This window comes from Dolichospermum sp. UHCC 0259 (genome assembly GCF_009711935.1).
Classification (GTDB): Bacteria; Cyanobacteriota; Cyanobacteriia; order Cyanobacteriales; family Nostocaceae; genus Dolichospermum.
In genome coordinates this window covers 1-21,686 of sequence record NZ_VIKX01000208.1, presented here as the reverse complement: position 1 = coordinate 21,686, position 21,686 = coordinate 1, and the positions used below count along the sequence as shown (strand labels likewise).

Annotated in this window: 29 protein-coding genes and 1 pseudogene; 9 read left to right on the top strand and 21 right to left on the bottom strand. The window is 39.8% G+C overall.

Features of this window, described 5'->3' with window-relative positions:
• Positions 1–42: 42 nt before the first annotated feature.
• The 7 genes from atpH to FJR05_RS16925 all read right to left on the bottom strand — a co-directional run bounded on the left by atpH (position 43) and on the right by FJR05_RS16925 (position 3,746).
• Positions 43–597 carry an ATP synthase F1 subunit delta gene (gene atpH, locus FJR05_RS16955; RefSeq protein ID WP_168645198.1) on the bottom strand — a complete coding sequence of 185 codons (555 nt, stop codon included), beginning with the start codon at positions 595–597 and terminating at the stop codon, positions 43–45.
• A complete protein-coding gene (locus FJR05_RS16950) occupies positions 594–1,148 on the bottom strand; it encodes a F0F1 ATP synthase subunit B (RefSeq protein WP_168645197.1) in 555 nt (184 codons plus the stop codon). Before FJR05_RS16950 ends, atpH begins: the two co-directional genes overlap by 4 nt.
• Before the next feature lie 269 nt (positions 1,149–1,417).
• On the bottom strand, positions 1,418–1,849 hold the full coding sequence (locus FJR05_RS16945; protein ID WP_168645196.1) for a F0F1 ATP synthase subunit B': 432 nt from the start codon (positions 1,847–1,849) through the stop codon (positions 1,418–1,420).
• Positions 1,842–2,006, bottom strand: a complete 165-nt coding sequence (locus tag FJR05_RS16940; protein ID WP_168645195.1) for a hypothetical protein — start codon at positions 2,004–2,006, stop codon at positions 1,842–1,844. The genes FJR05_RS16945 and FJR05_RS16940 overlap by 8 nt, the downstream gene beginning before the upstream one ends.
• 29 nt (positions 2,007–2,035) lie before the next feature.
• On the bottom strand, positions 2,036–2,281 hold the full coding sequence (gene atpE / locus FJR05_RS16935; RefSeq protein WP_013192016.1) for an ATP synthase F0 subunit C: 246 nt from the start codon (positions 2,279–2,281) through the stop codon (positions 2,036–2,038).
• A 146-nt stretch (positions 2,282–2,427) separates the two neighbouring features.
• The gene (gene atpB, locus FJR05_RS16930) at positions 2,428–3,183 is read right to left on the bottom strand and encodes a F0F1 ATP synthase subunit A (RefSeq protein ID WP_027403078.1); all 756 of its coding nucleotides are present in this window, start codon (positions 3,181–3,183) and stop codon (positions 2,428–2,430) included.
• 77 nt (positions 3,184–3,260) lie between these two features.
• Positions 3,261–3,746 carry an ATP synthase subunit I gene (locus FJR05_RS16925; protein WP_172891155.1) on the bottom strand — a complete coding sequence of 162 codons (486 nt, stop codon included), beginning with the start codon at positions 3,744–3,746 and terminating at the stop codon, positions 3,261–3,263.
• Positions 3,747–4,032: 286 nt separating this feature from the next.
• On the opposite strand from FJR05_RS16925, the gene FJR05_RS16920 reads away from it, so the two are divergent.
• Positions 4,033–4,509, top strand: coding sequence for a hypothetical protein (locus FJR05_RS16920; protein ID WP_168645194.1), 477 nt, complete (start codon positions 4,033–4,035; stop codon positions 4,507–4,509).
• Positions 4,506–5,174 (top strand): hypothetical protein, encoded by a 669-nt coding sequence (locus FJR05_RS16915; RefSeq protein WP_168645193.1) that lies wholly within the window; start codon positions 4,506–4,508, stop codon positions 5,172–5,174. Before FJR05_RS16920 ends, FJR05_RS16915 begins: the two co-directional genes overlap by 4 nt.
• On the opposite strand, the gene FJR05_RS16910 is transcribed toward FJR05_RS16915, so the two are convergent.
• Positions 5,171–6,349 (bottom strand): bifunctional 2-polyprenyl-6-hydroxyphenol methylase/3-demethylubiquinol 3-O-methyltransferase UbiG, encoded by a 1,179-nt coding sequence (locus FJR05_RS16910; protein WP_168645192.1) that lies wholly within the window; start codon positions 6,347–6,349, stop codon positions 5,171–5,173. The genes FJR05_RS16915 and FJR05_RS16910 overlap by 4 nt on opposite strands.
• Positions 6,350–6,571: 222 nt before the next feature.
• Here FJR05_RS16910 and FJR05_RS16905 point away from each other — a divergent pair, with 222 nt between their 5' ends.
• The gene (locus tag FJR05_RS16905; protein ID WP_168645191.1) at positions 6,572–6,772 is read left to right on the top strand and encodes a hypothetical protein; all 201 of its coding nucleotides are present in this window, start codon (positions 6,572–6,574) and stop codon (positions 6,770–6,772) included.
• Between the two features lie 51 nt (positions 6,773–6,823).
• On the opposite strand, the gene FJR05_RS16900 is transcribed toward FJR05_RS16905, so the two are convergent.
• Positions 6,824–7,420 carry a thermonuclease family protein gene (locus FJR05_RS16900; RefSeq protein WP_168645190.1) on the bottom strand — a complete coding sequence of 199 codons (597 nt, stop codon included), beginning with the start codon at positions 7,418–7,420 and terminating at the stop codon, positions 6,824–6,826.
• A 74-nt stretch (positions 7,421–7,494) separates the two neighbouring features.
• Here FJR05_RS16900 and FJR05_RS16895 point away from each other — a divergent pair, with 74 nt between their 5' ends.
• Positions 7,495–7,710 carry a hypothetical protein gene (locus FJR05_RS16895; RefSeq protein WP_168645189.1) on the top strand — a complete coding sequence of 72 codons (216 nt, stop codon included), beginning with the start codon at positions 7,495–7,497 and terminating at the stop codon, positions 7,708–7,710.
• A gap of 244 nt (positions 7,711–7,954) precedes the next feature.
• Here FJR05_RS16895 and FJR05_RS16890 read toward each other — a convergent pair whose 3' ends face one another.
• A complete protein-coding gene (locus FJR05_RS16890) occupies positions 7,955–8,737 on the bottom strand; it encodes an RNA methyltransferase (protein ID WP_168645188.1) in 783 nt (260 codons plus the stop codon).
• Between the two features lie 377 nt (positions 8,738–9,114).
• On the opposite strand from FJR05_RS16890, the pseudogene FJR05_RS28015 reads away from it, so the two are divergent.
• Together FJR05_RS28015 and FJR05_RS16885 are read left to right on the top strand one after the other, a co-directional pair.
• Positions 9,115–9,498 (top strand): annotated as a pseudogene (locus tag FJR05_RS28015) (6-pyruvoyl tetrahydropterin synthase family protein); the annotation flags it as partial.
• Positions 9,499–9,531: 33 nt separating this feature from the next.
• Positions 9,532–10,383: a 6-pyruvoyl tetrahydropterin synthase family protein gene (locus FJR05_RS16885; RefSeq protein WP_371416905.1), complete on the top strand. Its 852-nt coding sequence runs from the start codon at positions 9,532–9,534 to the stop codon at positions 10,381–10,383.
• Positions 10,384–10,422: 39 nt separating this feature from the next.
• Here FJR05_RS16885 and FJR05_RS16880 read toward each other — a convergent pair whose 3' ends face one another.
• The 9 genes from FJR05_RS16880 to FJR05_RS16840 form a co-directional block, all read right to left on the bottom strand.
• Positions 10,423–10,701, bottom strand: coding sequence for a type II toxin-antitoxin system Phd/YefM family antitoxin (locus FJR05_RS16880; protein WP_168645186.1), 279 nt, complete (start codon positions 10,699–10,701; stop codon positions 10,423–10,425).
• 140 nt (positions 10,702–10,841) lie between these two features.
• A complete protein-coding gene (locus tag FJR05_RS16875) occupies positions 10,842–11,270 on the bottom strand; it encodes a type II toxin-antitoxin system VapC family toxin (protein ID WP_168645185.1) in 429 nt (142 codons plus the stop codon).
• Positions 11,267–11,497 carry a type II toxin-antitoxin system VapB family antitoxin gene (locus FJR05_RS16870; protein WP_168645184.1) on the bottom strand — a complete coding sequence of 77 codons (231 nt, stop codon included), beginning with the start codon at positions 11,495–11,497 and terminating at the stop codon, positions 11,267–11,269. Before FJR05_RS16870 ends, FJR05_RS16875 begins: the two co-directional genes overlap by 4 nt.
• A 20-nt stretch (positions 11,498–11,517) precedes the next feature.
• Entirely contained in the window at positions 11,518–12,486 is a 969-nt protein-coding gene (locus FJR05_RS16865) for a PrsW family glutamic-type intramembrane protease (protein ID WP_168645183.1), read from the bottom strand.
• On the bottom strand, positions 12,479–13,399 hold the full coding sequence (locus FJR05_RS16860; protein ID WP_168645182.1) for a class I SAM-dependent methyltransferase: 921 nt from the start codon (positions 13,397–13,399) through the stop codon (positions 12,479–12,481). The genes FJR05_RS16865 and FJR05_RS16860 overlap by 8 nt, the downstream gene beginning before the upstream one ends.
• A 75-nt stretch (positions 13,400–13,474) precedes the next feature.
• Positions 13,475–14,158 (bottom strand): Crp/Fnr family transcriptional regulator, encoded by a 684-nt coding sequence (locus FJR05_RS16855; RefSeq protein WP_168645181.1) that lies wholly within the window; start codon positions 14,156–14,158, stop codon positions 13,475–13,477.
• A gap of 97 nt (positions 14,159–14,255) precedes the next feature.
• Positions 14,256–15,389, bottom strand: coding sequence for a HetZ-related protein 2 (locus tag FJR05_RS16850; RefSeq protein ID WP_168645180.1), 1,134 nt, complete (start codon positions 15,387–15,389; stop codon positions 14,256–14,258).
• Positions 15,390–15,662: 273 nt separating this feature from the next.
• A complete protein-coding gene (locus FJR05_RS16845; protein WP_168645179.1) occupies positions 15,663–16,010 on the bottom strand; it encodes a carbon dioxide-concentrating mechanism protein CcmK in 348 nt (115 codons plus the stop codon).
• An 88-nt stretch (positions 16,011–16,098) separates the two neighbouring features.
• Entirely contained in the window at positions 16,099–16,410 is a 312-nt protein-coding gene (locus FJR05_RS16840) for a carbon dioxide-concentrating mechanism protein CcmK (RefSeq protein WP_015083687.1), read from the bottom strand.
• A 142-nt stretch (positions 16,411–16,552) separates the two neighbouring features.
• Between FJR05_RS16840 and FJR05_RS16835 the strand changes: the two genes are divergently transcribed.
• Positions 16,553–17,440, top strand: coding sequence for an alpha/beta fold hydrolase (locus FJR05_RS16835; protein WP_168645178.1), 888 nt, complete (start codon positions 16,553–16,555; stop codon positions 17,438–17,440).
• Between the two features lie 49 nt (positions 17,441–17,489).
• Here FJR05_RS16835 and FJR05_RS16830 read toward each other — a convergent pair whose 3' ends face one another.
• Positions 17,490–17,990: a 2TM domain-containing protein gene (locus FJR05_RS16830; RefSeq protein WP_168645177.1), complete on the bottom strand. Its 501-nt coding sequence runs from the start codon at positions 17,988–17,990 to the stop codon at positions 17,490–17,492.
• A 319-nt stretch (positions 17,991–18,309) separates the two neighbouring features.
• Between FJR05_RS16830 and FJR05_RS16825 the strand changes: the two genes are divergently transcribed.
• Positions 18,310–19,017, top strand: a complete 708-nt coding sequence (locus tag FJR05_RS16825) for an ROK family protein (protein ID WP_168645176.1) — start codon at positions 18,310–18,312, stop codon at positions 19,015–19,017.
• Between the two features lie 370 nt (positions 19,018–19,387).
• On the opposite strand, the gene FJR05_RS16820 is transcribed toward FJR05_RS16825, so the two are convergent.
• Positions 19,388–20,287, bottom strand: coding sequence for a M48 family metallopeptidase (locus tag FJR05_RS16820; RefSeq protein ID WP_168645206.1), 900 nt, complete (start codon positions 20,285–20,287; stop codon positions 19,388–19,390).
• Positions 20,288–20,549: 262 nt separating this feature from the next.
• Between FJR05_RS16820 and FJR05_RS27395 the strand changes: the two genes are divergently transcribed.
• Positions 20,550–21,635 carry a C-type lectin domain-containing protein gene (locus FJR05_RS27395; protein WP_168645175.1) on the top strand — a complete coding sequence of 362 codons (1,086 nt, stop codon included), beginning with the start codon at positions 20,550–20,552 and terminating at the stop codon, positions 21,633–21,635.
• Positions 21,636–21,686 lie beyond the last annotated feature (51 nt).

Here is a 21,686-nt window from a genome sequence, read left to right as displayed (position 1 = left end):
TCCCTATTACCCATTACCTATTACCCATTACCCATTACCGATTTAGTTACTGCTTAAACGCAAAGAAAGACGACGTAGTTGTCCACGCAAACTAGCGTCAATTACTTGAGAACCAACTTTGATAATTACACCACCAATTAAATCGCTGTCTATTCTGGTGGCTAATTCCACTTGACGAGCGTTGGTGAGAGTAATTACCTTTTCTGTAATTGCTTGCTGTTGGGTTTCTGTGAGGGGAACCGCAGAAGTAATTTCAGCCAATACAGTTTGATTTAGCTGGCGTAATAACGCCAAATACTGCTGTAAAATCGGTTCTAAAAAAGCAATGCGTCTTCTGTCAACTAACAGCAGTAAAAAGTTACGTAGGCAGGGGTTTACACCTTCGCCAAGTAATTGTTTGAGGACATTTTTCTTGTTTTCTGGCTTCACAAAGGGATTGCTCAAAAAGCCTGTGAGTTCTTGATTCCCTGTTAAAAAGCCGATAAATGTCCGTGCGTCTCCACCAACCTCTTCTGTTACGTTTTGAGATTGAGCAATGGATAACAAGGCCTGTGCATAAGGCTGAGATACTTCAGCGGTAGCTGCATCACTTTTCATATCTCGCCTCCCAGTTGTGCGATGCTGCGATCAATTAAAATTTGTTGAGCATCTGCGCTAATACCACCCTTGAGTTGTCCTTCCACTTTTTGCAGCGCTTGAGCGACTACTTTTTGTCGAAGTTGGGCGATCGCTTTTTCTAGTTCTGCATTCAAATCAGATGCTGCGGTTTCTTTCAACCGAGCTACATCCAGATTTGCCTTAGCTAAAATAGCCTCTTTCGCAGCTTGAGCATTTTGTTCAGCTACTTGAGTGATTCTCTGTGCTTCTTGCTGTGCTTGAGTTAACTGTCCTTGAGCTTTCGCCAAAGAAGTTTGAGCCTCCCGCAAGCGTCCTTCTGCATCTTGAATAACGCTTTCAATACCGGAGCGTCTTTCAGTCAAGATATTGGTTAAAACTTTGCGTCCAAAGTAGAATAGTATGCCAATCAGAATTACTAAGTTAATTAGATTGGTTTCCAGGATGTCTAGGTTTAGACCAAAACCGCCTTCTGCCATTTCAGAGTGAACAGCTTCTGCGGCAAGTAATAAAATATTGCCCATGTTACCCATCTACAAGTGCGCTGCTCGCTTGGTAATTCGTTAATTTTTCCCGACAGGGAAAAAAGTGCCAACTTTTTGGACACTTAAATTTCGCCACTTTCTAGGCAAATGCCCTTAAGTGTTTATGCTTTCGTAGAACCAATTTGGTAATATAACAACCGCCAAGGTAGTAAGAAAATCAATTAATCATGGAACTTGATTCCATAACAGGCTTTTACTCCTGACTCCTGAAGGGTCACTGAGCGAAGCCGAAGTGCTGACTCCTGACTCCTGCTATATTATTTCGCCAAAGCTGATCCTAATAGTTTTTCTAGAATCTGGTTGCTGAGAGCATCCACTTGTCCTTCTAGGGTAGCCATAGCTGCTTGCTTTTGTTGCTCTATTTCTTTAGCAGCTTGTTCGCGTTGAGCTTGTGCTTCCTGTTGGGCTTGGGCTATTTTTTCTGCCGTAATTTTCTTAGCTTCATTCTGGGCAGTTTCTATAGTCAATTGAGACTGCTTACGTGCAGATGACAGTTGCTGCTCATACTCTTTAGCTAAGGTTTCAGCTTTAGCCAAGCGTTCACGAGCATCAAGGTTATTGGTACGGACATAATTATCCCGATCATCCAATACCTTAGTCATAGGCTTGTAGAAAATTGCATTCAACAAAGCTGCCAACAACAGGAATTGCAATGCCATCAATGGCAAGGTAGCATCGAAATCAAACATTTCTCTCCTCTTTGGCTGGAATACTAATTTTCTTGGCTAGTAAGATGATCCAGCCTGTGATAATTTTACGAATCCCGTTTTCACCAATGATCAATAAGTTGCCGGTTTGTAGAGGCGTGTAGATGTCCAGCTTTTCGCTGTCTGTGACATCTTTCACGTCTCTACACTAACAAAACTTCTTCGGTCTTAGGCAAAAGGGTTAGCGAATAGCAATACCAAGGCAATTACCAAACCGTAAATTGTCAAGGATTCCATGAAGGCTAAGGTTAAAAGTAGTGTGCCGCGAATTTTGCCTTCTGCTTCGGGCTGACGTGCAATACCTTCTACTGCTTGACCTGCTGCATTACCTTGACCAATACCAGGTCCAATTGCAGCTAAACCGATAGCGAGAGCAGCAGCTAGAACTGAAGCAGCTTGTACTAATGGATCCATGACGATTTTCCTTGCTTTAACTACAAAAATTACAAATGTCCGTAACAAACTAGATTTGTGTTTTCACACTGCACCAGGGTTTTAAATCGCTGTAGCGATATTTTGAGCAAGTTTGCTCGTCTAAACTAGGCAATCAACTGAGGGCGTTAATGCTCCTCATGTCCTTCTTCGCCGTGTCCCTCTAAAGCCTCATGAATATACGCCCCGGCTAGGGTAGCAAATACTAGGGCTTGAATGGCACTAGTAAATAAACCCAAGGCCATTACAGGCAAAGGCACAAAGAGAGGCACGAGCAATACCAATACCGCCACTACTAATTCATCCGCCAATATATTTCCAAATAACCGGAAGCTTAGGGAGAGGGGCTTGGTAAAATCTTCGAGAATGGCAATTGGCAATAGAATCGGTGTTGGCTCGATATATTTCTTAAAGTAGCCTAAACCTCGTTTGCTAAATCCAGCGTAAAAATACGCCAAGGAGGTTAGCAATGCCAATGCGACTGTTGTATTGATGTCGTTGGTAGGGGCGGCTAGTTCACCAGAAGGCAAGTGGATTAGCTTCCAGGGAATTAATGCTCCTGACCAATTTGATACGAAGATAAACAAGAATAGCGTACCAATAAATGGTACCCAGGGGCGATATTCTTTCTCTCCGAGTTGGTTTTTCGCTAGATCCCGAATAAATTCTAGGGCATATTCCATCAAATTTTGGATGCCACGAGGAATTTTTTGGACGTTCCTGGTGGCAGCTAGTGATGCTATTACTAGGATAGCAATCACAAACCATGAGGTGAGAAATACTTGCCCATGTATTTTGAGACTGCCCAGTTGCCACAAGAAGTGATGACCTACTTCTAGTTCGGCGAGGGGAAAAGCGTTAAAAGCGTTTAATACACTAAGCATGGGCGTTCTTCAAGGTTTTTCCCCAAAAATCGAGGATTGGAGGATTGTCTGTAGGGGTTTAGCAGTGCTTACACCCTTTAAGCTTCAGGAATGAATGCAGTTTGCACCATATAGATGAGGAGGGTAGCTTTGTAGGTGAGAAACCCCAAGAATATCGGCAGGATATGTAGCTGATGCCATTGACTCGCCAATATAATCGGTATCATTATTAGAGCAAAACGATTTTTACTCAAACTTTGTTTTTCACCACCAAGTCTCTCGACATCGTTAGCCAGCATTTTTAAGTAAACCACACCTGTACACGCCCCAATCAAATAATTTAGGGCTATGTTTAAGGAATAAAAAATCCACACAGAGATAAAAATAATCCCCGTCAACACAAGTGTGATTACTAGCAACTTCTGATAGAGTTGATAAAACTCTTGCATGGAAGAGCTTACTGGTTCTGTTTGAGCAAAACCAGATTTCTCATCTTGTTGTGTTGTCTGAGTCGGTGCAATTGATTCTTCTGACAAGCTCACGAGACTTGAAACCAGTACAGCTAATATGAGATGACTGCACATTCAGTCAGTTGAATCATATCACGATCCGGTAACACTACTTTAGAAAAAAACAATTAACTTATTTTTGGTCATTGGTCATTGGTCATTGGTCATTGGTCATTAGTCATTGGTAACAGAATCACCTATGACTGATTTTTTCATGAAGCGGGGGTTAGTAAGAGTAGTTGTTGTTTGAGGAGGTGTCTTACTCCGTCTAAGTTTAGCCCAACTTGGGCTAGAATGTTAGTCAATATGGCAGAACCATCATATTTGTTCATGAACTCAAGTTCAATATTTCGATATTTCTATGAAAACATCACATCCAGATATTATCGTTACCAGCCCAGATGGAGAATATTTGATGATTGTTGAAGTAAAACTCAATGATATTAATATCCATCTTAACAATTCTAACAATATTATTGATCAGCTTAAAGGCTCAATGATTGGGTTTGGTTGCTCTGTTGGCTTACTTGTTGCTGGAGAGCGTGTTATTGTCCTGTGGGATTCTTTGGATGATTCTCAGGGTTCATCAATTCGAGTTGTTGGTGAAGCAAGACTTCCAAATTATTTATTACCACCAGCAGATAAGCAATGGAAGGGAAACCCTTACCTTGAGTTTGAATCACAAGTTCAGCGATGGTTAGAGAAATTGAAACTGCAAACTAGTATAGACAGTTTACCAGATGATTTGAAAAATTTGTTTGGCGGACGGATAATCAATCTTCTGCGACTTGGTGAAGTCAGGGCTGGTGGACCAAGGTGGAGTAAAGTTGCAAAATGAAGCCTCAAGCGGTTTTTGTCGAAACAAACTGGGTTGTAGATATTCTTAAACCTGAACATTTACAGACTCCCCAAGCGGCTCAATTACTTGAACTTGCGAAAGCTGGAGAGTTTGAGTTACATTTACCTGCTATCTGCCTCACAGAAGCACGTGAAACTATACCCCGGCGATTTACTCCACGTACTGATTCTAACGATCTACGTAAATTTGTCCAATGGGCTAAAAGACAAGGGAAACTGACTACAGAAGATGCTAATGCAGCGTTTCGAGTTTTTGATAAGTTTGATGGATTGGTTACAAATGAATTAACAAAAGTCCCAGAAAGATTGAGAGAATTAGCCAGACATCCAAATTTGAATGTTTTTCCTCTTTCAGAATCTATGCTAGAACGACAAGTTTCTATTGGGGCAATGGATACTTCCCTAAAACCTTATGATATGGCTGTATTGGCTGCAATCCTTGTCAGGGCTAAGGATTTGCAGCAACAAGGACATTCATGGGTCGGTTTTTGTGAATTAGATTCTGATCTTCAACCTTGGGATAAAAATGGTGTATTAAAACCTATTCTTAGTGATCTCTACAATGCTTCTCGAATCTGGGTGTATCGAGATTTTTTGGTGGAAGATGTAGATGAACTTCCTGAAGTTTGGTTCTCTTCTACTTAACCGGGTATCAGTAAGATCATTTGTTGTTGCAAAAGACTTCTGACTCCATCTAAATCAAACTGAACTTTGGTTAAAATCTCTGCTACGGTAGATTTACCGTCACAGCTTTTCATGAATTCAAATTCGGCTGTTGATAGGTTAACTATTTGGTAGTCATAGTTAAATAAACATTGACTGGGAAACCCATCTATGCAAGGGTTAAGTTCGGGGATTGCAGTTAATAAAGTGTTATCTACTGACCAGTCAGTTTTGGGTAGGGGGGGACGAGTGAGGAAAAATTCGTAATGGGTTACTTCGGGATTCAGTAATTCTATGAGACGGTAACGTTGACGTTCTGTGAGTTCGGCGGCTCGTTCAATTAGTTCTGGGGCTTTTTCTAGCAGCTTTTCTAGTTGCCAAAATCCGGGATTGGAAAAACCTACAAAGTCTAATTCGGAAGCGTCTATGAATTTAAACAATGTATCAATATTGTAGTCTGTTTCCTGGGGATGGACGTACATATCGGCGAAACATTCATCCCGCTGGTTTTCCATTGACCATCTTTCTTTTTCACGCTTGACAATGCGGTTATTTTCTGGTAGTGAAGCAAATATTTTTCTCCCGACTTGAACTCCATCACGATAGTCGCCTTTTTTGTTACCTTGGAGGAGAGCGATCGCTTTTTGCATGAGTTGTATTTCCCATCTTCCCAGTTCTCCATACACAAAGATGTGCATTAATCCACCGGGAGCGAGTTTTTTCGCTAATGCTTGGATACCACGAATGGGATCTGGGAGATGATGAAGCACCCCAACACAATTTATTAAATCAAATTGTCCAGGAATTTGTTCCACATCATAGATACTTAAGTGATGAAATTCTACACGATCAGCGCCGGAACTTTGACAGCGTTTTTTTGCGACTTCCAGTGTACCAGCACTTAAATCTATACCCACTACCTGCGCTTGTGGGTTGAGATGGACTAAATATTCCGTTCCAACTCCTGAACCACAACCAGCATCTAAGATGCGGATATCTTGCTTTTGTGGTTTTCTACCTGTGCAGAAGCTATAAGCAGCTAACCAATTCCAACGCCAATTGTAACCTGGTGGTGGTTCGTCGAGGATGGGTTCGGGAGGGAAAGGGTAGGTATCGTAGAGTTTCGCAACAGCAGCACTTACTTGGGAGTCGGACATGATTAGGAATAACTCAGCATCTTTGAGTTTATAGGATCGGGGGATTTTGGGCAAAGGAAATTTAATTGCAGATGATCAAGATTATTCGACAAGAAAACGCGATCGCTATATAGTGTAAATACGATGATGATCACTATCATTTTGATGTTGAGCAAAATCAACTAAGTGTTTTTTTTAAGAGATAATACTTAGTCTTTATAAAAGTTAACTAAAAATCTGCTTGTGAATTACCATTATAATCTACAGGTAAATGTTTCCTACATGAACTCCCTGAGAGAACGCGATTGGGAAGCTTTAACTTCACTATTTGATAGAGACGATAGCGATGAAATTGAAGACGAAATTAAAAGCAAATTGGTGTGGTTAGTACCCGAACCTTGTTGGGAAGATAATCCCTTTGAGTTCTTGCGTGAGTTTTTGTAAAAATTCCCCACAGACATAATTTGCTGAAAGCAGTTACTACTGAAGTAGGGCTTAATTTCTAATTTGCTTATTTGCTTTTCGATAATCCCAAGGATCAACAAATTTTTTATCACTCCAAACGCCAATTTTTTGCTGTTGCGCTTGTGCTTCGGCTTGTTGTACTATGTCCTTGCTTGGACATTTGCTTAAATAAGAACGATATACTTTAGCCAATCCTTCTTTTAACAAAACTTCCTGTAAAAAAGTGCCATCTTTTAAACGTACTTCGGCAATTTTTCTGCCGTAGCTATCGCTATCTGTAATATTTAACTGTACACGATTGTCTGTTTGTTTGATCAGTTCCTCTATCCGTATTTTTGCTTTCGTACCCCAAGCAAACTGATTTACATCTTTAGTAATTTTACTCTTCTTTTCTTTCTGAGAATGCGGTATTTCTGGAGCATCAATACAAGCAAACCGCACTGTGAACTTTTTACCATCAGCATTTTTCAATACTAATGTATCACCATCACTAACTCTCTCAACTATATCACCTTGAGGAGGAAACAGGCGATGGCTACGCCCGCCGAAGGCATCGCACGCCATTAAACTCAACGTAATGGTAGCTGTACCCAGCCAAATTAACCCTTGTTTCACAAATTTATTCATGTTCGCGCAGAAAGTTGGATTAGTAACTGCAATTTATCATTACATACATCAATCATGATTCTCTTATGAAGATTATGAAACCTATTAAAGACTCTCAAAGCAATTTTGTTGATCAAGATATTCAGGACTTCCTCAATGAGTTACAAGATATTGTTCCAGATCATTCCATATCAGATATGAGTAATTCTACAAACCAAGAAAGCAGTGAAAACACTCATACTTTTGATCTAGCGGCTTGGGAAGATGCAATTGCTGATATTGAACAGTATTTAGAGCAAAAAAACAAATAGTCGGAAGGAGGAGTCAGGAGTCAGGAGGAAGAAGGAGTCAGGAGGAAGAAGGAAGAAGGAGGAAGAAGGAGGGAGTCAGGAGGAAGAAGGAAGAAGGAGGAAGAAGGAGGGAGGTAAGAATAAGATTAAATTTGGGAAAGTGAGCGATAAATGAACGGTTTCAACGCTGGTTTTTTGCAACTAATTCACCTTTCTAACCCGGAAAATCTTGATTTATTGAGGTTTTAGATTGATTTAGCAAACCTTACTGAGAAATTTTCTGTCTTTGAGCTTCATATAACATTAAAGCAGCAGTGATGCCTACATTCAAGGATTCTACTCCAGGACTAAGGGGAATTTTCACCTGGATATCTGCTAATGCGGCTAAATCCGCTGATAATCCCGCTCCTTCGTTACCCAATAATATTAAACTAGGTTTACGCCAATCTACTTGCCAATAGGTTAAATCGGCATTAGGTAAGGTAGCTATTACTTGCATTCCTGCTTGCTGACTTTGCCGAACGGTGGTTTGCAAATCTGCACTTACAGCCATATTTAAGCGAAACCATTGTCCAGCAGAAGCTCGTAAAACCTTGGGATTATCTAAATCTACACTATCTTCGCTTAACCACAAACCTGATGCACCTGCGGCTGCGGCTGTGCGAATCATAGTTCCTAAGTTACCAGGATCTTGGACAGTTTCTAAAGCCAGAACTAAGCCAGTGAAAGGAATTTGTCTGGGTTGTGCTTCTCGTTGAGCGATCGCCACTATACCATCAGGATTGACAGTTGTAGCCATTGCTGCTAAAACTTCTGGACTGACAATTTCCACCCGATAGCACTGACTACAAATCACTTCCCATAGTTGGGGATGTGTCTCATACCATTGTGAAGTACAACATACCGCATCTAAGGGATAGGAAACTGCACAAGCTTCCTCTAGCAAATGTGTTCCTTCTAATAAGAATAGTTGTTGCTTATTTCTCTCCTTCGTGGAGTGCAACTTGCGGATTTGTTTAACTAAAGAATTTTGTAAACTTGTGATCACAATCTTAGATTTTAAATTTCGGATTTGAGATTAATCCAAAATTGATATGCGAAACCCCGGACTTGAACCCGTTCGTTAATCTCAACCTCTGATTATAGCGTTACTTGTATTTACTTAATTACCAAGTATTTTCGGAAAATTCAGCGATCGCTAAGAGGATGAAATCACAAGTCCTTGATTATCTATTCAAAATCTTGAGATCCCCCTAAATCCCCCTTAGAAAGGGGGACTTTGACCTAGTTCCCCCCTTATCAAGGGGGGTTAGGGGGGATCTTGATACAAATTAATACTTTCCAACCATCATCTAGGTAACAAATTGGTTTATGCTGTAAATAGTCAAAGTTTAAGAAATATTAAGTTCTCTTCCCAGTATACTCATGCAATGTATTGTTAATCGCCGTGATCAGTTTTCAGCAGTTGGTCGGTATTGGTTCCCCGAACTGAGTGAAATCGAGAATTTAGAAAAATTTGGTGCTTACTCGAAATTTCCTGGACATGGACATAACTATGTCTTGTTTATTTCTATGATTGGGGAATTAGATGAGTATGGGATGGTATTAAATCTGTCCGATGTGAAGCACGTCATCAAAGAGGAAGTTACCGGTCAACTAGATTTTTCCTATCTCAATGATGTGTGGACAGAATTTCAACAAACTCTCCCCACAACGGAAAATATTGCGCGAGTGATTTGGGAACGGTTAGCACCCCATTTACCTTTGGTGCGCGTCCAGTTATTTGAACATCCTCAACTTTGGGCAGATTATCAAGGAGAGGGAAAACAAGCTAATTTAACCATCAGGACTCATTTTAGCGCCGCTCACCGTCTAGCACCTAACCTCAGTGTTGATAAATATGGTAGATGTACTCAGACTCACGGACATAATTATCATCTAGAGGTGGCTGTAGCAGGGGAAATAGACTCCCGGACTGGGATGATTGTGGATGTGGCTGCTTTAAATAGGGTGGTGGAAGATTATGTAGTGAAAATATTTGATCACTCTTGTGTCAATGAGGATATTCCTTATTTTGCCGATATTGTCCCCACTACAGAGAATATTTCCCGTTACATTCATGGTCTTTTGGAATCACCCATTGATGGATTGGGAGTGAAGCTATCCAACGTTAAACTGTTTGAAAGTCATCAGCTTTGGGCAGACTATTCAGGTCAGGGTATGGAGGGTTATTTGAGTATTAGCACTCATTTTAGCTCTGCTCATAGATTGGCACACCCTGATTTGAGTTTGGCAAAAAACACGGAAATTTATGGTAAATGCGCCCGTGTAAATGGACACGGACATAATTATCAATTGGAAGTGACGATAAAAGGGGATATTGACTCCTCTACGGGTATGGTGATTGATTTGGGGGCTTTAAATCAGATAATTACAGATTACGTGATTGAGCCATTTGATCATACTTTCTTAAATAAGGATGTTGCTTTCTTTAATAAGGTTGTGCCAACTGCGGAGAATATTGCTCTTTATATTAGTAATACTTTGCGATCGCCAATTCTTGAATTAGGTGCAACTCTTTACAAAGTTAAATTGGTGGAAAGTCCCAATAACGCTTGTGAAATCTATGCGGCTGATTCTGAATCCATATCTGTTAATGCAGCAGTAAGTCAACCAGTATTGGCAATAGTTTAAACCTATCCAGATCCCTGACTTCTTTGAGAAGTCGGGGATCTATATTCCTAACTCCTCTTTTAATTCAGCTAATGTTTGAGGAGTTTCTATTGTTGTTTGAGTCCATTCTAAAGACCGAAATAAACGTTTAGCATTTTCAGGTGATTTTAATAAATAAACACACTCTAATAAACTGGAAAGTTCATCTTCGGCAATTAACGCCACATTTTTCTGATTACGACGTTTAATTACTATAATTTCCTGTTGGTCACACACCTGATCTAAGATAGTTGCTAAATTCAACTTTGCTTGCGAGTAAGTGGTTTCTTTGCTTAACATTCTCTTTTTTAAGAAGTTTTACAACTAGATTGTACAACAGAGGAACTCAAAGCTAGTTAATCAGATCATTACTTGGTTAGTAAAAATATATTTGGATATTTTATGCGAACTGCAAAAAGCCGTCTTCAGTATTATGAAATTCACTCAAGATTGTAAGGATTGATAATTTTAACTGGTGTCATTTTAAAATCATCAACATTGCGAGTAACTAAAGTCAATTGATGATAATGCGCTGTTGCGGCAATCAGACTATCCATTACGGCTAATTTTTTACCTTTCAATTCTGCGTTTGCAGAAAATTTTGCCCAATTATCTAAAATATCATCATTTATCGGTAAAATACGAGAATAAAATTCAATTTCTAATTTTTGCAGCCATATTTTTAGTTTTTGATATCGTTCAGGTTGTGAGTTTTGGATTTTATAAATCCCTTTTTTTATTTCAGCGATGGTTATACTACTTAAAAATAACTGTTCAATTGGTTGCTGATTAAACCATTGACTAACTTGAGGGTTGGGAGCTTGTTTAACAAACTCAGACATTACACAGGTATCAATTAGATAGGTCATAGTTCAAAATTTCTGCCTGTGTCTTGATCACGTTCAAACAATGAGGCAATATCATCTTCGGTAGATTCATCATCTATAAAACGTAATCGCTCAAATAAAGGCAGTTCCTTTTTTTGTTGCTGCAAGTAGTTGGATAATATGTTGATGACTGCTTCCTGTGCATTTTCATAGTGACTGACTGCGATAATTTCATTAATTAATTCATCATCTATTGTGATAATGGTCATTGTTTTATTCTCCGTTATTTTCATAAATACCGACGACCGGCTAAACTGCGTAAATAGCGATAAATTAACCAAGCTAAAAGTCCTAAACCAAAATTGAATAATATTTCTTGGACTATAAACCAGGAAATTTTCGGATCAAACCAAAGTTCCCACCGTAAAGGACTAATTTTTCTGTATAGGATAAATAATCCAAATAGAGAATTTCCGCCTAGTGATAGGATTAACAATACTAAACCCCTTTGCCAAGTGCGGGCTGAGGATGTACGTCCAGAAATTAACTCTAAAGGATGTTTTTTCTGGAGTTTTCGCAGTAGTTGTTCCAACCGCCAAAACAGCCATAATAGTAAAGGAAATAAACAATAAATGAGTAAATTTGTAGGTCTTGAAAACCTCACAGAAATAGATAAAATATTGACTAAAGCATGAAAGAAAACAGAATTTAACCAAGCAATAAAAATCAAATGCCGATTTTGATTAAACCTTTTGCTGGCAGAAATATATATTGCTAAAGCATATCCCCAAGGAGCAGAAAACATGGCATGGACTGGTGTACCAATGCTACGGTCGAGAATTGAAGATGTGCCGTGAGATAAATAAATCCAGGTTTCTTCCGCTGTGAAACCTAAAGCTACGGCTATGGTAAATAAAAAAACTGTAGTAGCTCGGAGATGATACTGACGTTGTAGATAGGAAATGGGCAGAATAACTGCTACTAATTTACAACCTTCTTCAATGGGAGCGATCGCTAATATTTGCCGAAAAACCACCCCAGAAAAATGACGCTGTATCTGTTGCCAATCTAAAACCCGGTTAGCCACATTTTCCATAGCCCATTCCAAGCCCAGAGCAGCAAAACCAGAGATAGCACCAATAATGAACAAAACACATAAATTTAACCAAGGTGGGGCAGCAGGAGTTCTGCGGTAATAAAACCACAAAAACAGCAGGGGGGGAATAACTGCCCACAACACCAAATATAAATTAGCCACTCACCTGAGCAATGATAGTACGGTGACGAGGACTATTACTAGTAATAGTAGGAGCTTGGAAACCTGCCCCAATTAAGGCTTGTTCAATATCCAAACTGAAATATTCATCTAAATAAGGTTCGGTACTTTTAAGCAGCGTCAAAATGTATGTTGGCATTTTTTTGTAAATTTCCGATTTGGGATTCATGTCCATAATTGCTAGGTGGCCACCGGGACGCAAAACACGTCTAGCTTCAGCAAAAATTTGGTGAGTTGCTGATTGGGGTAATTCATGACACATCAAAAAAATCGAAACTAAATCAAAGGAAGCATCTGCTATACCTGTGGATTCTGCTTGACTATGTACCCAGTTAATTTGGGTTTGACGTTCTTGGCTACGATAGTTAGCTACCGCTAGGAAGTAAGGAGATAAGTCTAAACCGGTAATTTTGGCTTGGGGATAAACTGCCTGGAGGGCAAAGGTACTCATCCCTACGCTACACCCTAAGTCTATAACATCTTGTGGCTGCTCAGAAATAGAATTTTTGAGGATATCGTGAAAGCTTTGGCGGAGTTTTGCATCACCTTGATTTTCCGGTTTCTGCCAAATCCTAGAGTGGACAGCATGAGCCGCAGATTCTACTTCAAAAGCAGCTTGCCAACTGAGATTTCCGGTTTCATAGGCGTGGAATGAGGTAACGTAGTAATCTGGGTAATTTAGCTGCGGATTTTGGACTTGCGCTAAATCGCTTCCCCAATCACGGGTTTGCAGTTTCTCTACTTCCTTTGTCCAAAACACACCAATTTCTTCAGCCCGTTTAATCATCATTTGTCTGGCTTGGTGTTTAGCAAGATTAGCTATGGGTTTAATGGCCAAGATGCTATTAACAAAATGGGACGCTAAATCAGGTTCAGTCTTGATGGTAGTAGTCATAAATCAATTTTCTCTGGAACACTCTTTTTTAACTTATGACATATTGGCTGGATTTGAGTCTATATCTGGTTAAATTTAGAGTTTGCTGGCTAAAACCACGAGTTGTGTGTAGTTAATCAGATCAATGGTGTTGTTAGCAGTATTAATTTTAATCCATTCTTTTTCAAAGAGTTTTTCCATGATTTTGGTAGCTTCTTCTAAGGTGATTTCTGTCACCTCTGCCAAATCTTTCAGGGGAATGTTAAAAATTTTCTTGCTTTGTTCTGATTCTTGACTATAACTATCAGTCAAACTTACTAAAGTATGGGCGAGTTTAACCGCTGGTGGTGACAAACGCATTTGTAACCGCAGATTAAGTTGACGAATTCTGCCTACCATCAGTTGCAGCATTCTATGATGTAACTGTGAGTCTTGAAACAGGATTTCCAGAAAACTTTCTCTCGAAACACTCAGTAGTTTTACTTTGGAAAGGGAAATAACGTCCGTTGACCGGGGGGATTCATCCAAAATGGCCATTTCTCCAAAGAAATCACCGGGTCCTAAAATTGCTATGGTGACAGATTCTTCGCCATTGGTGCGACGAACTTTCACCCAACCGGAAACAATAAGGTAAACTGCATTACCCCAGGCATCTTCCATTAAAACAGCCCGTCCTGATGGATAATCATGTTCAGTTGCTATATTCAGCAGCCATTCTTTGGTTTCTGGACTGGATGTACTCAGAAGCGGAAAAGTATCAATAATAATATCTTTTTTCATGAATATATCTAAGGAAGGATGGTAAGTAGAGAGTAGGGGGCAGTGGATCAGAATTTTTCATTACCAATTACCAATTACCAACTACCTATTACCTATGTTAATTCTGAATCCTCAGAGTTTGGGCGGCAAGATAAATTTTTGTCCATTCACCTAGAACTTGATGATTTTTAAGTTGTAGTTGTTGGGCTACAGTTTCTATGGAGTTACCTGCTTTGCGGAGGTTGAGGATTTGTTGTCCTAGAGGGGTGATTTTTTCTGGAAGTTGTTGCCATTGGGTTTCTGTTAGCCCTAGATTATGTTCTTCTAGGGAGATGGATAGCCAGTTATCAATTAGTTCTGGTTGACCTTTGATGGCAAAAACGCGGACGGCATGATAACTGAGTTTTTCCCGCAGCCGATATACTTCTTTGATGGGTTTTTGGAGTTGTTGGGCAATTTCTTCTTGAGATTTGCCTTGCAGATATAAGCGCAACCAGTCTACTGCATATTGTCCAATATTTTCTAACAGGTATTGTTCAAATTTTTCCTGTACGAGTTGACGGTTAACTATTTGTTCTTCTAGGTGTTGGGTTTCTTGATATTGAGCGATCGCCTGATTATCAACTAAGCTAACTGGATTGTCGTTGTTTTCGGTAAGAATTTCCTCGGAAACAAGTTTCACTAATTCGCTGCTAGGTACTTGTGTCAAGCCTCCCCGCTGCATCCGCCGCAGGTAGTTAACAAAGCGGTACATTAAGATCGGTTGATTGCGAACTGGACGTAAACAATATTCTTCGATGCTGGCAAATAGTAATGTGTCCCGCAATCTTTTGTCCGTTGTTAATGCGGCAATGTGAGTCATTTGTTGTTGGATATATGAGTCACTTTGCATCAATTCTTGGAGGACTTCTTGCAGGACATCAACAACACTCCGTTGGCGATCGCGGCTGAGGGATATCCACGTTTGAATTTTGTTTCTGACTGCCACTACACTACCCAACCGGCTAATCAGTTGACGATAAGCCTTGTCTCTGCCCATCCCTAAATAACGTTTGTGCAGAATTCGCCACCGATATTCCATTGCCTGTTTAGCAATTTCTAATTCTTTTGGGTTCAGTAAATTAAACCTTTCTAAATCTACTCCCAAAAGCCAGTTAACAATACTTTCTCTGGTAGCCTGACTTTGTTCTGGACATTCTGTACTTAGTCGCTGTTGCCAATATTCAGCTAGATTTGCCCCATCTGTTGCCATAGAGATATTGCGCTCCTCGAAATTAGATTTAGCGATTTAGTAGCAGGTAATAACTCCTATTTGATTAATTCAATAGACCGTAATATCAAATTAAGATGAAGCTACATTGAATAAGATTTCAAAAATAATTAACCGCAGATAAAGACGGATGAATTAATGGATTTTATCTCAAGATTCAGCCGTTTTGAAGATCATGACATTGCTAGTTAGGGAAAAAGGGAATAGGAAGTTATTACCCATTACCCATTACCCATTACCAGCCGAAAATACCAATTAGCCTCTAGACGCACCAATAATGGGATTTTCCACAGAATCTCTATATTGTTGAACATCTGCTGTATAAGCAATTGGTAATACAGCTTCTACGTTTTCGTGGGGACGGGGAATAATTACCCAAGATTCGAGAGTACCACCATAAACTTTCTCTACAGCATCCACACCGGCTGCCATAGCGGCTTTGACTTCGGAAACGTCACCACGAATATTGACGGTAAAGCGAGCGCTCCCAACTCTGATATAACCAACGAGGGTAACTCGACCGGCTTTTACCATTGCATCTGCTGCTGCGAGAACGGCGGGAAAACCCTTAGTTTCTAATGATCCAACAGCTTGTAGTGACATTTTTAATCTCCTGTTATGAATATAAAGTTATCGGTTGCTACAAATTATTTTTATGAAGGAATACTTCAATTTTTGATAGCTAACTCTCTTAGAAAATACGGAAAGGTTCGGATTTAGATGTGAAGTGGATAGGTAAAACTGTTTCCACATTTTCCGGGGGATTGGGAATAATGTAGTGGGTAATAACCTCACCACCATAAACTTCTTCACCAGCGACAATTCCAGCGGCTACGGCTGTTTGCACTTCCGCAACGTGACCTCTGACAGCAACTATCATCCGACCACTTTCGGCGATACCGTAATAGACAATGGTGACACTAGCGGCTTTAACCATTGCGTCTGCTGATGCCAAAACCGCAGGAAAGCCTAATGTTTCAATTGCGCCAACTGCCATTGGCATGGCTTGAATCTCCTACTTTTGGGATAACCGATTCTTATTTTACGGGGATTGTGTACCTATTTTAATTTTTGGGGAAATTTTCTTTTTAAATTGATCACTGGGTATTGGTCATGGTGGTACGCACTGATGTACACTGGAATTTATGTTTCCAAGTTTTCTTCCTGCCGCAGTTGGGCAACTCACAGAACCCACATCTATCGCTTTGGCTCAAAATATCCAAAGTCAGGCGATTAGCACTCTCCTAGCTAATGAACCCATTAACACCACTTATGTCCAACAAGGTCACAGTGGTACACCGATTTTATTAATTCATGGTTTTGATAGTTCGGTGTTAGAATACCGCCGACTTTTGCCCTTGCTGGCGGAAAAAAATGCTGTTTGGGCTGTAGATTTATTGGGATTTGGCTTTACAGATAGATTACCGGGGATTGCATACAGTTCTGGAGCGATTAAAAACCATCTCCACTCGTTTTGGCAAACTCTGATTAACCAACCTGTGATTTTGGTGGGTGCGTCAATGGGTGGGGCTGCGGCTATAGATTTTACTCTCACTTACCCAGAAGCAGTTAAACAACTGGTATTAATAGATAGTGCGGGATTAAAAGGTAATTCCCCATTAAGTAAATATATATTTCCGCCTTTGGACTATTGGGCAACGGAATTTTTGCGGAATCCCAAAGTGCGTAAAAGTATTTGTCGAACTGCGTACAAAAACCCTGATCTCATCTCTGAGGATGCTTTGTGTTGCGGAGAATTACACTTACAAATGCCTAATTGGACTCAAGCCTTAATTGCCTTTACCAAAAGTGGCGGTTATGGGGCTTTTAAATTTCCGCAACTTGCCCAAATTGAGCAACCAACTTTAATTTTATGGGGCGATAGTGATAAAATTTTAGGAACTGGGGATGCTCCCAAGTTTGCCAAAGCTATTCCCCAAAGTAAGCTAATTTGGATTAAAGATTGTGGGCATATTCCTCATTTAGAACAACCGCAAATTGTCGCTCAACAGATATTAGAATTTCGGAATTAATTTCATAATTCACAAATTTTATCAGAGGATAAATAGTAAATTATTAGGTTTAAGGACTAAATACCTTAAACCATCTATTTAAAACTGTATTGATTGTTTGTTTAATTTGATGGTTGCGATTCCATCTTTGAAAGGCGATTTCGTAATCTTCACCTTTGGTTTGAAAAGTATTCCAAATATCTAAGGATATGGCTAATCCGCAAGCGAGTAAGATATAAAGTGACCAAGAAAGACCGCCACTAATGGAATCCATCCCCAGGAAAAAGATATTGATGATTGCGTAATTGCCTAAACGTTTTTTAAATTTACTTTGACGATAAAGATTAAAAGCTTGACGCTGTTCAACTTCGTTTTGTTTACCTAACCAATCCCGTTCCGCTTGTTGGAGGATATCGGGTGATATTTGTAACTCTGTGGCAATTTCCAGGATTTGCTGATAGGAAAATTCTTGATCGTTATCGTCTACTTGACGGGCGATCGCTAGTTGCAGAATTTGCTGTACATCCTCTTGGCTGTAAGAACGCAGGCTGTTAGGGTGAAACGTTGTCATAATTGTTGCTCAAATAATAGTTTTAATAGAAAAATGCACTACCATCAGCAATATTTACACTACTTCTAGATTAGCAAATTTAAATCAATCTGGTGTTCAATTAGTTATGGTTGGGAAAAATATATATGGTGGTTATTAGCAGTTCGAGGAGAAGAGGGCGGGGAGACCCCGCCCCTACGGATTGAAAATCCGTCTGTTTCAATGCTGTTCTTTCTCTGTCCACTATTCACATCTGGGAGAGGTTCATGAAAACATATCCTGTGGACTCTAATTTAGCAACGTAATATCGAAAGAAGTTGCAAAAAACCGAGAAAATCTTATGTTAGAAGATAACGGATCTATTCGTACCTTATCTGTAGACATTGGCGGTAGTGGCGTGAAGGCGATGGTATTAGATATTACAGGTAAGCCTTTAACCGAAAGAGGCAGATTAGAAACCCCTCAACCTGCTACACCAGAAGTAGTAATCAACACTATTGTAGTCTTAGCTGCCGCTCAAGGTGAATATCATCGGGTATCAGTAGGTTTTCCGGGTGTGGTGCGTTATGGAGTCACGGAAACCGCTGCTAATCTCCATTGTGATTGGATTGGGTTTGATTTAGCGACAACATTATCTCAACAGTTAAATAGACCTGTTAAAGTCATTAATGATGCCGATATGCAGGGACTAGGGGCGATCGCTGGTAAGGGTGTAGAACTGGTAATTACCTTGGGTACAGGGTTTGGTTCAGCCTTATTTGTAGATGGGAAGTTAGTCCCAAATATGGAAATGGGACATCACCGATTTCGGAAAGGGGAAACCTATGAAAAGCAGTTAGGACGGGCGGCGTTAGATAAGATTGGTGAGAAAAAATGGAATAGACGTTTAGAAAAAGCTATAACATCTTTACAACAATTATTTAACTATGATTGTCTTTACATTGGTGGTGGTGAAGCAGTACGAATAAATATGAATTTGCCCTTAAATGTGAAATTAATCCCCAATATTACAGGTTTATTGGGTGGGATTGCTTTGTGGAAAGATTAGCAAAATTAAACTAAATATAAATTCTGTGGGGGTGGGTTTCTAGCCCGCCCTGTTTTACAATATTATTTGATATTTATTGATATATAAATTCTCATGCAATTGGGTACAAGAACTCAGAATTAAACGCAGATAAACGCAGATGAACACAGATAATTTTGTACTTCATTAGAGGGTGTTTGAAAAGTCCCTCATGGTGTATCAAATATTTTTAGATCCCCCTAAATCCCCCTTACAAAGGGGGACTTTGACTCTAGTTCCCCCCTTGTTAAGGGGGGTTAGGGGGGATCTGTAAGTGCCTAAAATCACAACCTAAAACTTTTCAAACAACCTCTTAGACTAGGGAATGCTATATTTATTTCCGTTCATCTATTTACCAAGAAGTCAAAAAGTTCCATCCTTCTTTTTCGTCTCCTTCCTCTTCTCCTTTTGGAATATTGACATTTTCTCCTTGCAGTACATGATTGTATTCTCCAGAATCAACCCATTTTAATAATTCACCAGTCCGCATTACTAACCAAGAAAGACTAGATTGTGAATAACTTAATATTTTCGTGACTTGATCTAGACTATCAACACTATTAGAGGCAAATTCGCGGGATTGAATGAGAAAATCTTCAATCACATGAGGAGTTAAATACTCTTCTGGTAAACCTGCAAGTTTCATCAATGCGGTAGTTGCAATATCAATATCTTGACAAGCTAATAACCCAGCCCGATCTGCGGTGAACTTTGCCATCATTACCCAATTATATAATGCTAATTCTACACCACTAGCGATTAATCCTCCTAAGCCTAATGTGGTACTACTTAACCATATTTTTAATGCTGGCATCACAATTGCTATTTGATGATAAATTATATGTTGACTTTTAATTCGAGCAAGTTCATAGCCAAAAATAAACAGCAATTCATCATAATTTAACCATTCCATTGCTTCAATATTAATACCAATAATTGGTTTTTCTACGCCAATAATATAGGTTTGAATATGTCCTGTACCTCGAAATAAATACAATTCAGGAATAGTTGTCACATCCAGAATTTGGCAAGCTTCTAATAATGGTTGATACAATTGGGGAAAATTTCGCGGTGTGACTCTAATTTCACTAGCAATACTTTGTAATCTCAGCAAACGATCAATGCCATATTCGTTGACTTTTTTGAGCAAAGGAGAAATACCGGGCATACTTTGTAAAGAAGCCAAAGCTTTCCGATCAAATGGGTGTTCGTAAGCTTGTGAACTTAGTCCAGTTAATATTTTTTTGGTCATGGTTAATGGAGAACTCGATGGGTTTTGGGTTTGCTTTCCTGCTGATTGGAGATCAAGGAGAGAAAATACGTATATTCTCATCTTTGTGCCAGTTAAAGATGTGGCATGGTGAATTATATTTTTAACTACAGGCTATGTATTAATAAAATTCAGTTATCAGTCACGATCAGTCAGTATTTCTCAGTACGGAAGTCAGTCACCAGTTGATTATGTTGAATAAACATAACATTTCTAAAGCTAATAAACAGAAGGTGTTCTACTCATGGCAAATTCCTACCAATATAATGGATCTACCTATATCCTCAGTAATAGTGCGACATGGCAGCAAGCCCAAGCCGAAGCACAGAGTTTAGGAGGAAATCTTGTCACTATCAACTCTCAGGCGGAGCAAGATTGGTTAGTCAGCACCTTTGGTGTTAATCAAACGCTGTGGATTGGTTTAACAGATCAGGTAACAGAAGGCCAATTCAATTGGGTGAGTGGTGAAACATCTACTTACACTAACTGGCTTCCAGGTGAACCAAACAATGGCTGGGAAGGAGAAAATTATGTGGAAATGAATTTTGGCTCTCCTGGTAAGTGGAATGATTCTTCGAGTGACCAATTCCGCAGAGGCATCATTGAAATTACATCCTCCACTCCCAGCATTACCCTAGCAGTATCACCCAATAGCGTACTAGAAAATGGATCTACCAATTTCCTGTACACCTTCACCCGCACAGGAGCGACAACCAACCCCTTAACTGTTAATTACGGTATTACTGGCACGGCCGACAGTAGCGACTATACAGGAGCAACACCCGGCACAGGAAAAACTATTACCTTTGCTGCGGGTGCAAATACAGCTACTTTAACTATTGACCCTACCGGAGATGCAACAGTAGAAAGTAATGAAACTGTGGCGTTAACTCTAGTTTCTGGAACTGGTTATACAGTCGGCACAAGTACAGCCGTCACGGGAACTATTATCAATGATGACAGTACATTCAATTACAACAACAGCACATATCTCTTAACTAGTCTTGGTACATGGCAACAAGCTCAGGCTCAAGCACAGAGTGTAGGCGGAAATCTTGTCACCATTAACAGTCAAGCAGAGCAGGACTGGTTAATCAGTACCTTTGGTAGTAGTGAAGAGTTGTGGATTGGTTTAACAGATCAGGTAACAGAAGGTCAATTTAGGTGGGCAAGTGGTGAAACATCTACTTACACTAACTGGTATGCTGGTCAACCAGACAATGGTGGTCCCAACGGGGAAGATTACGTGGTGTTAAACTACGGTTCTGCTGGTAAATGGAACGATTATCCCAATGATCTTGCTTTTTTCCGAGGCATCATTGAAATGTAACTGTTCACACTCCCCCACTAAAAAGGAATTAGGAAGTAACAGGGATAGGAG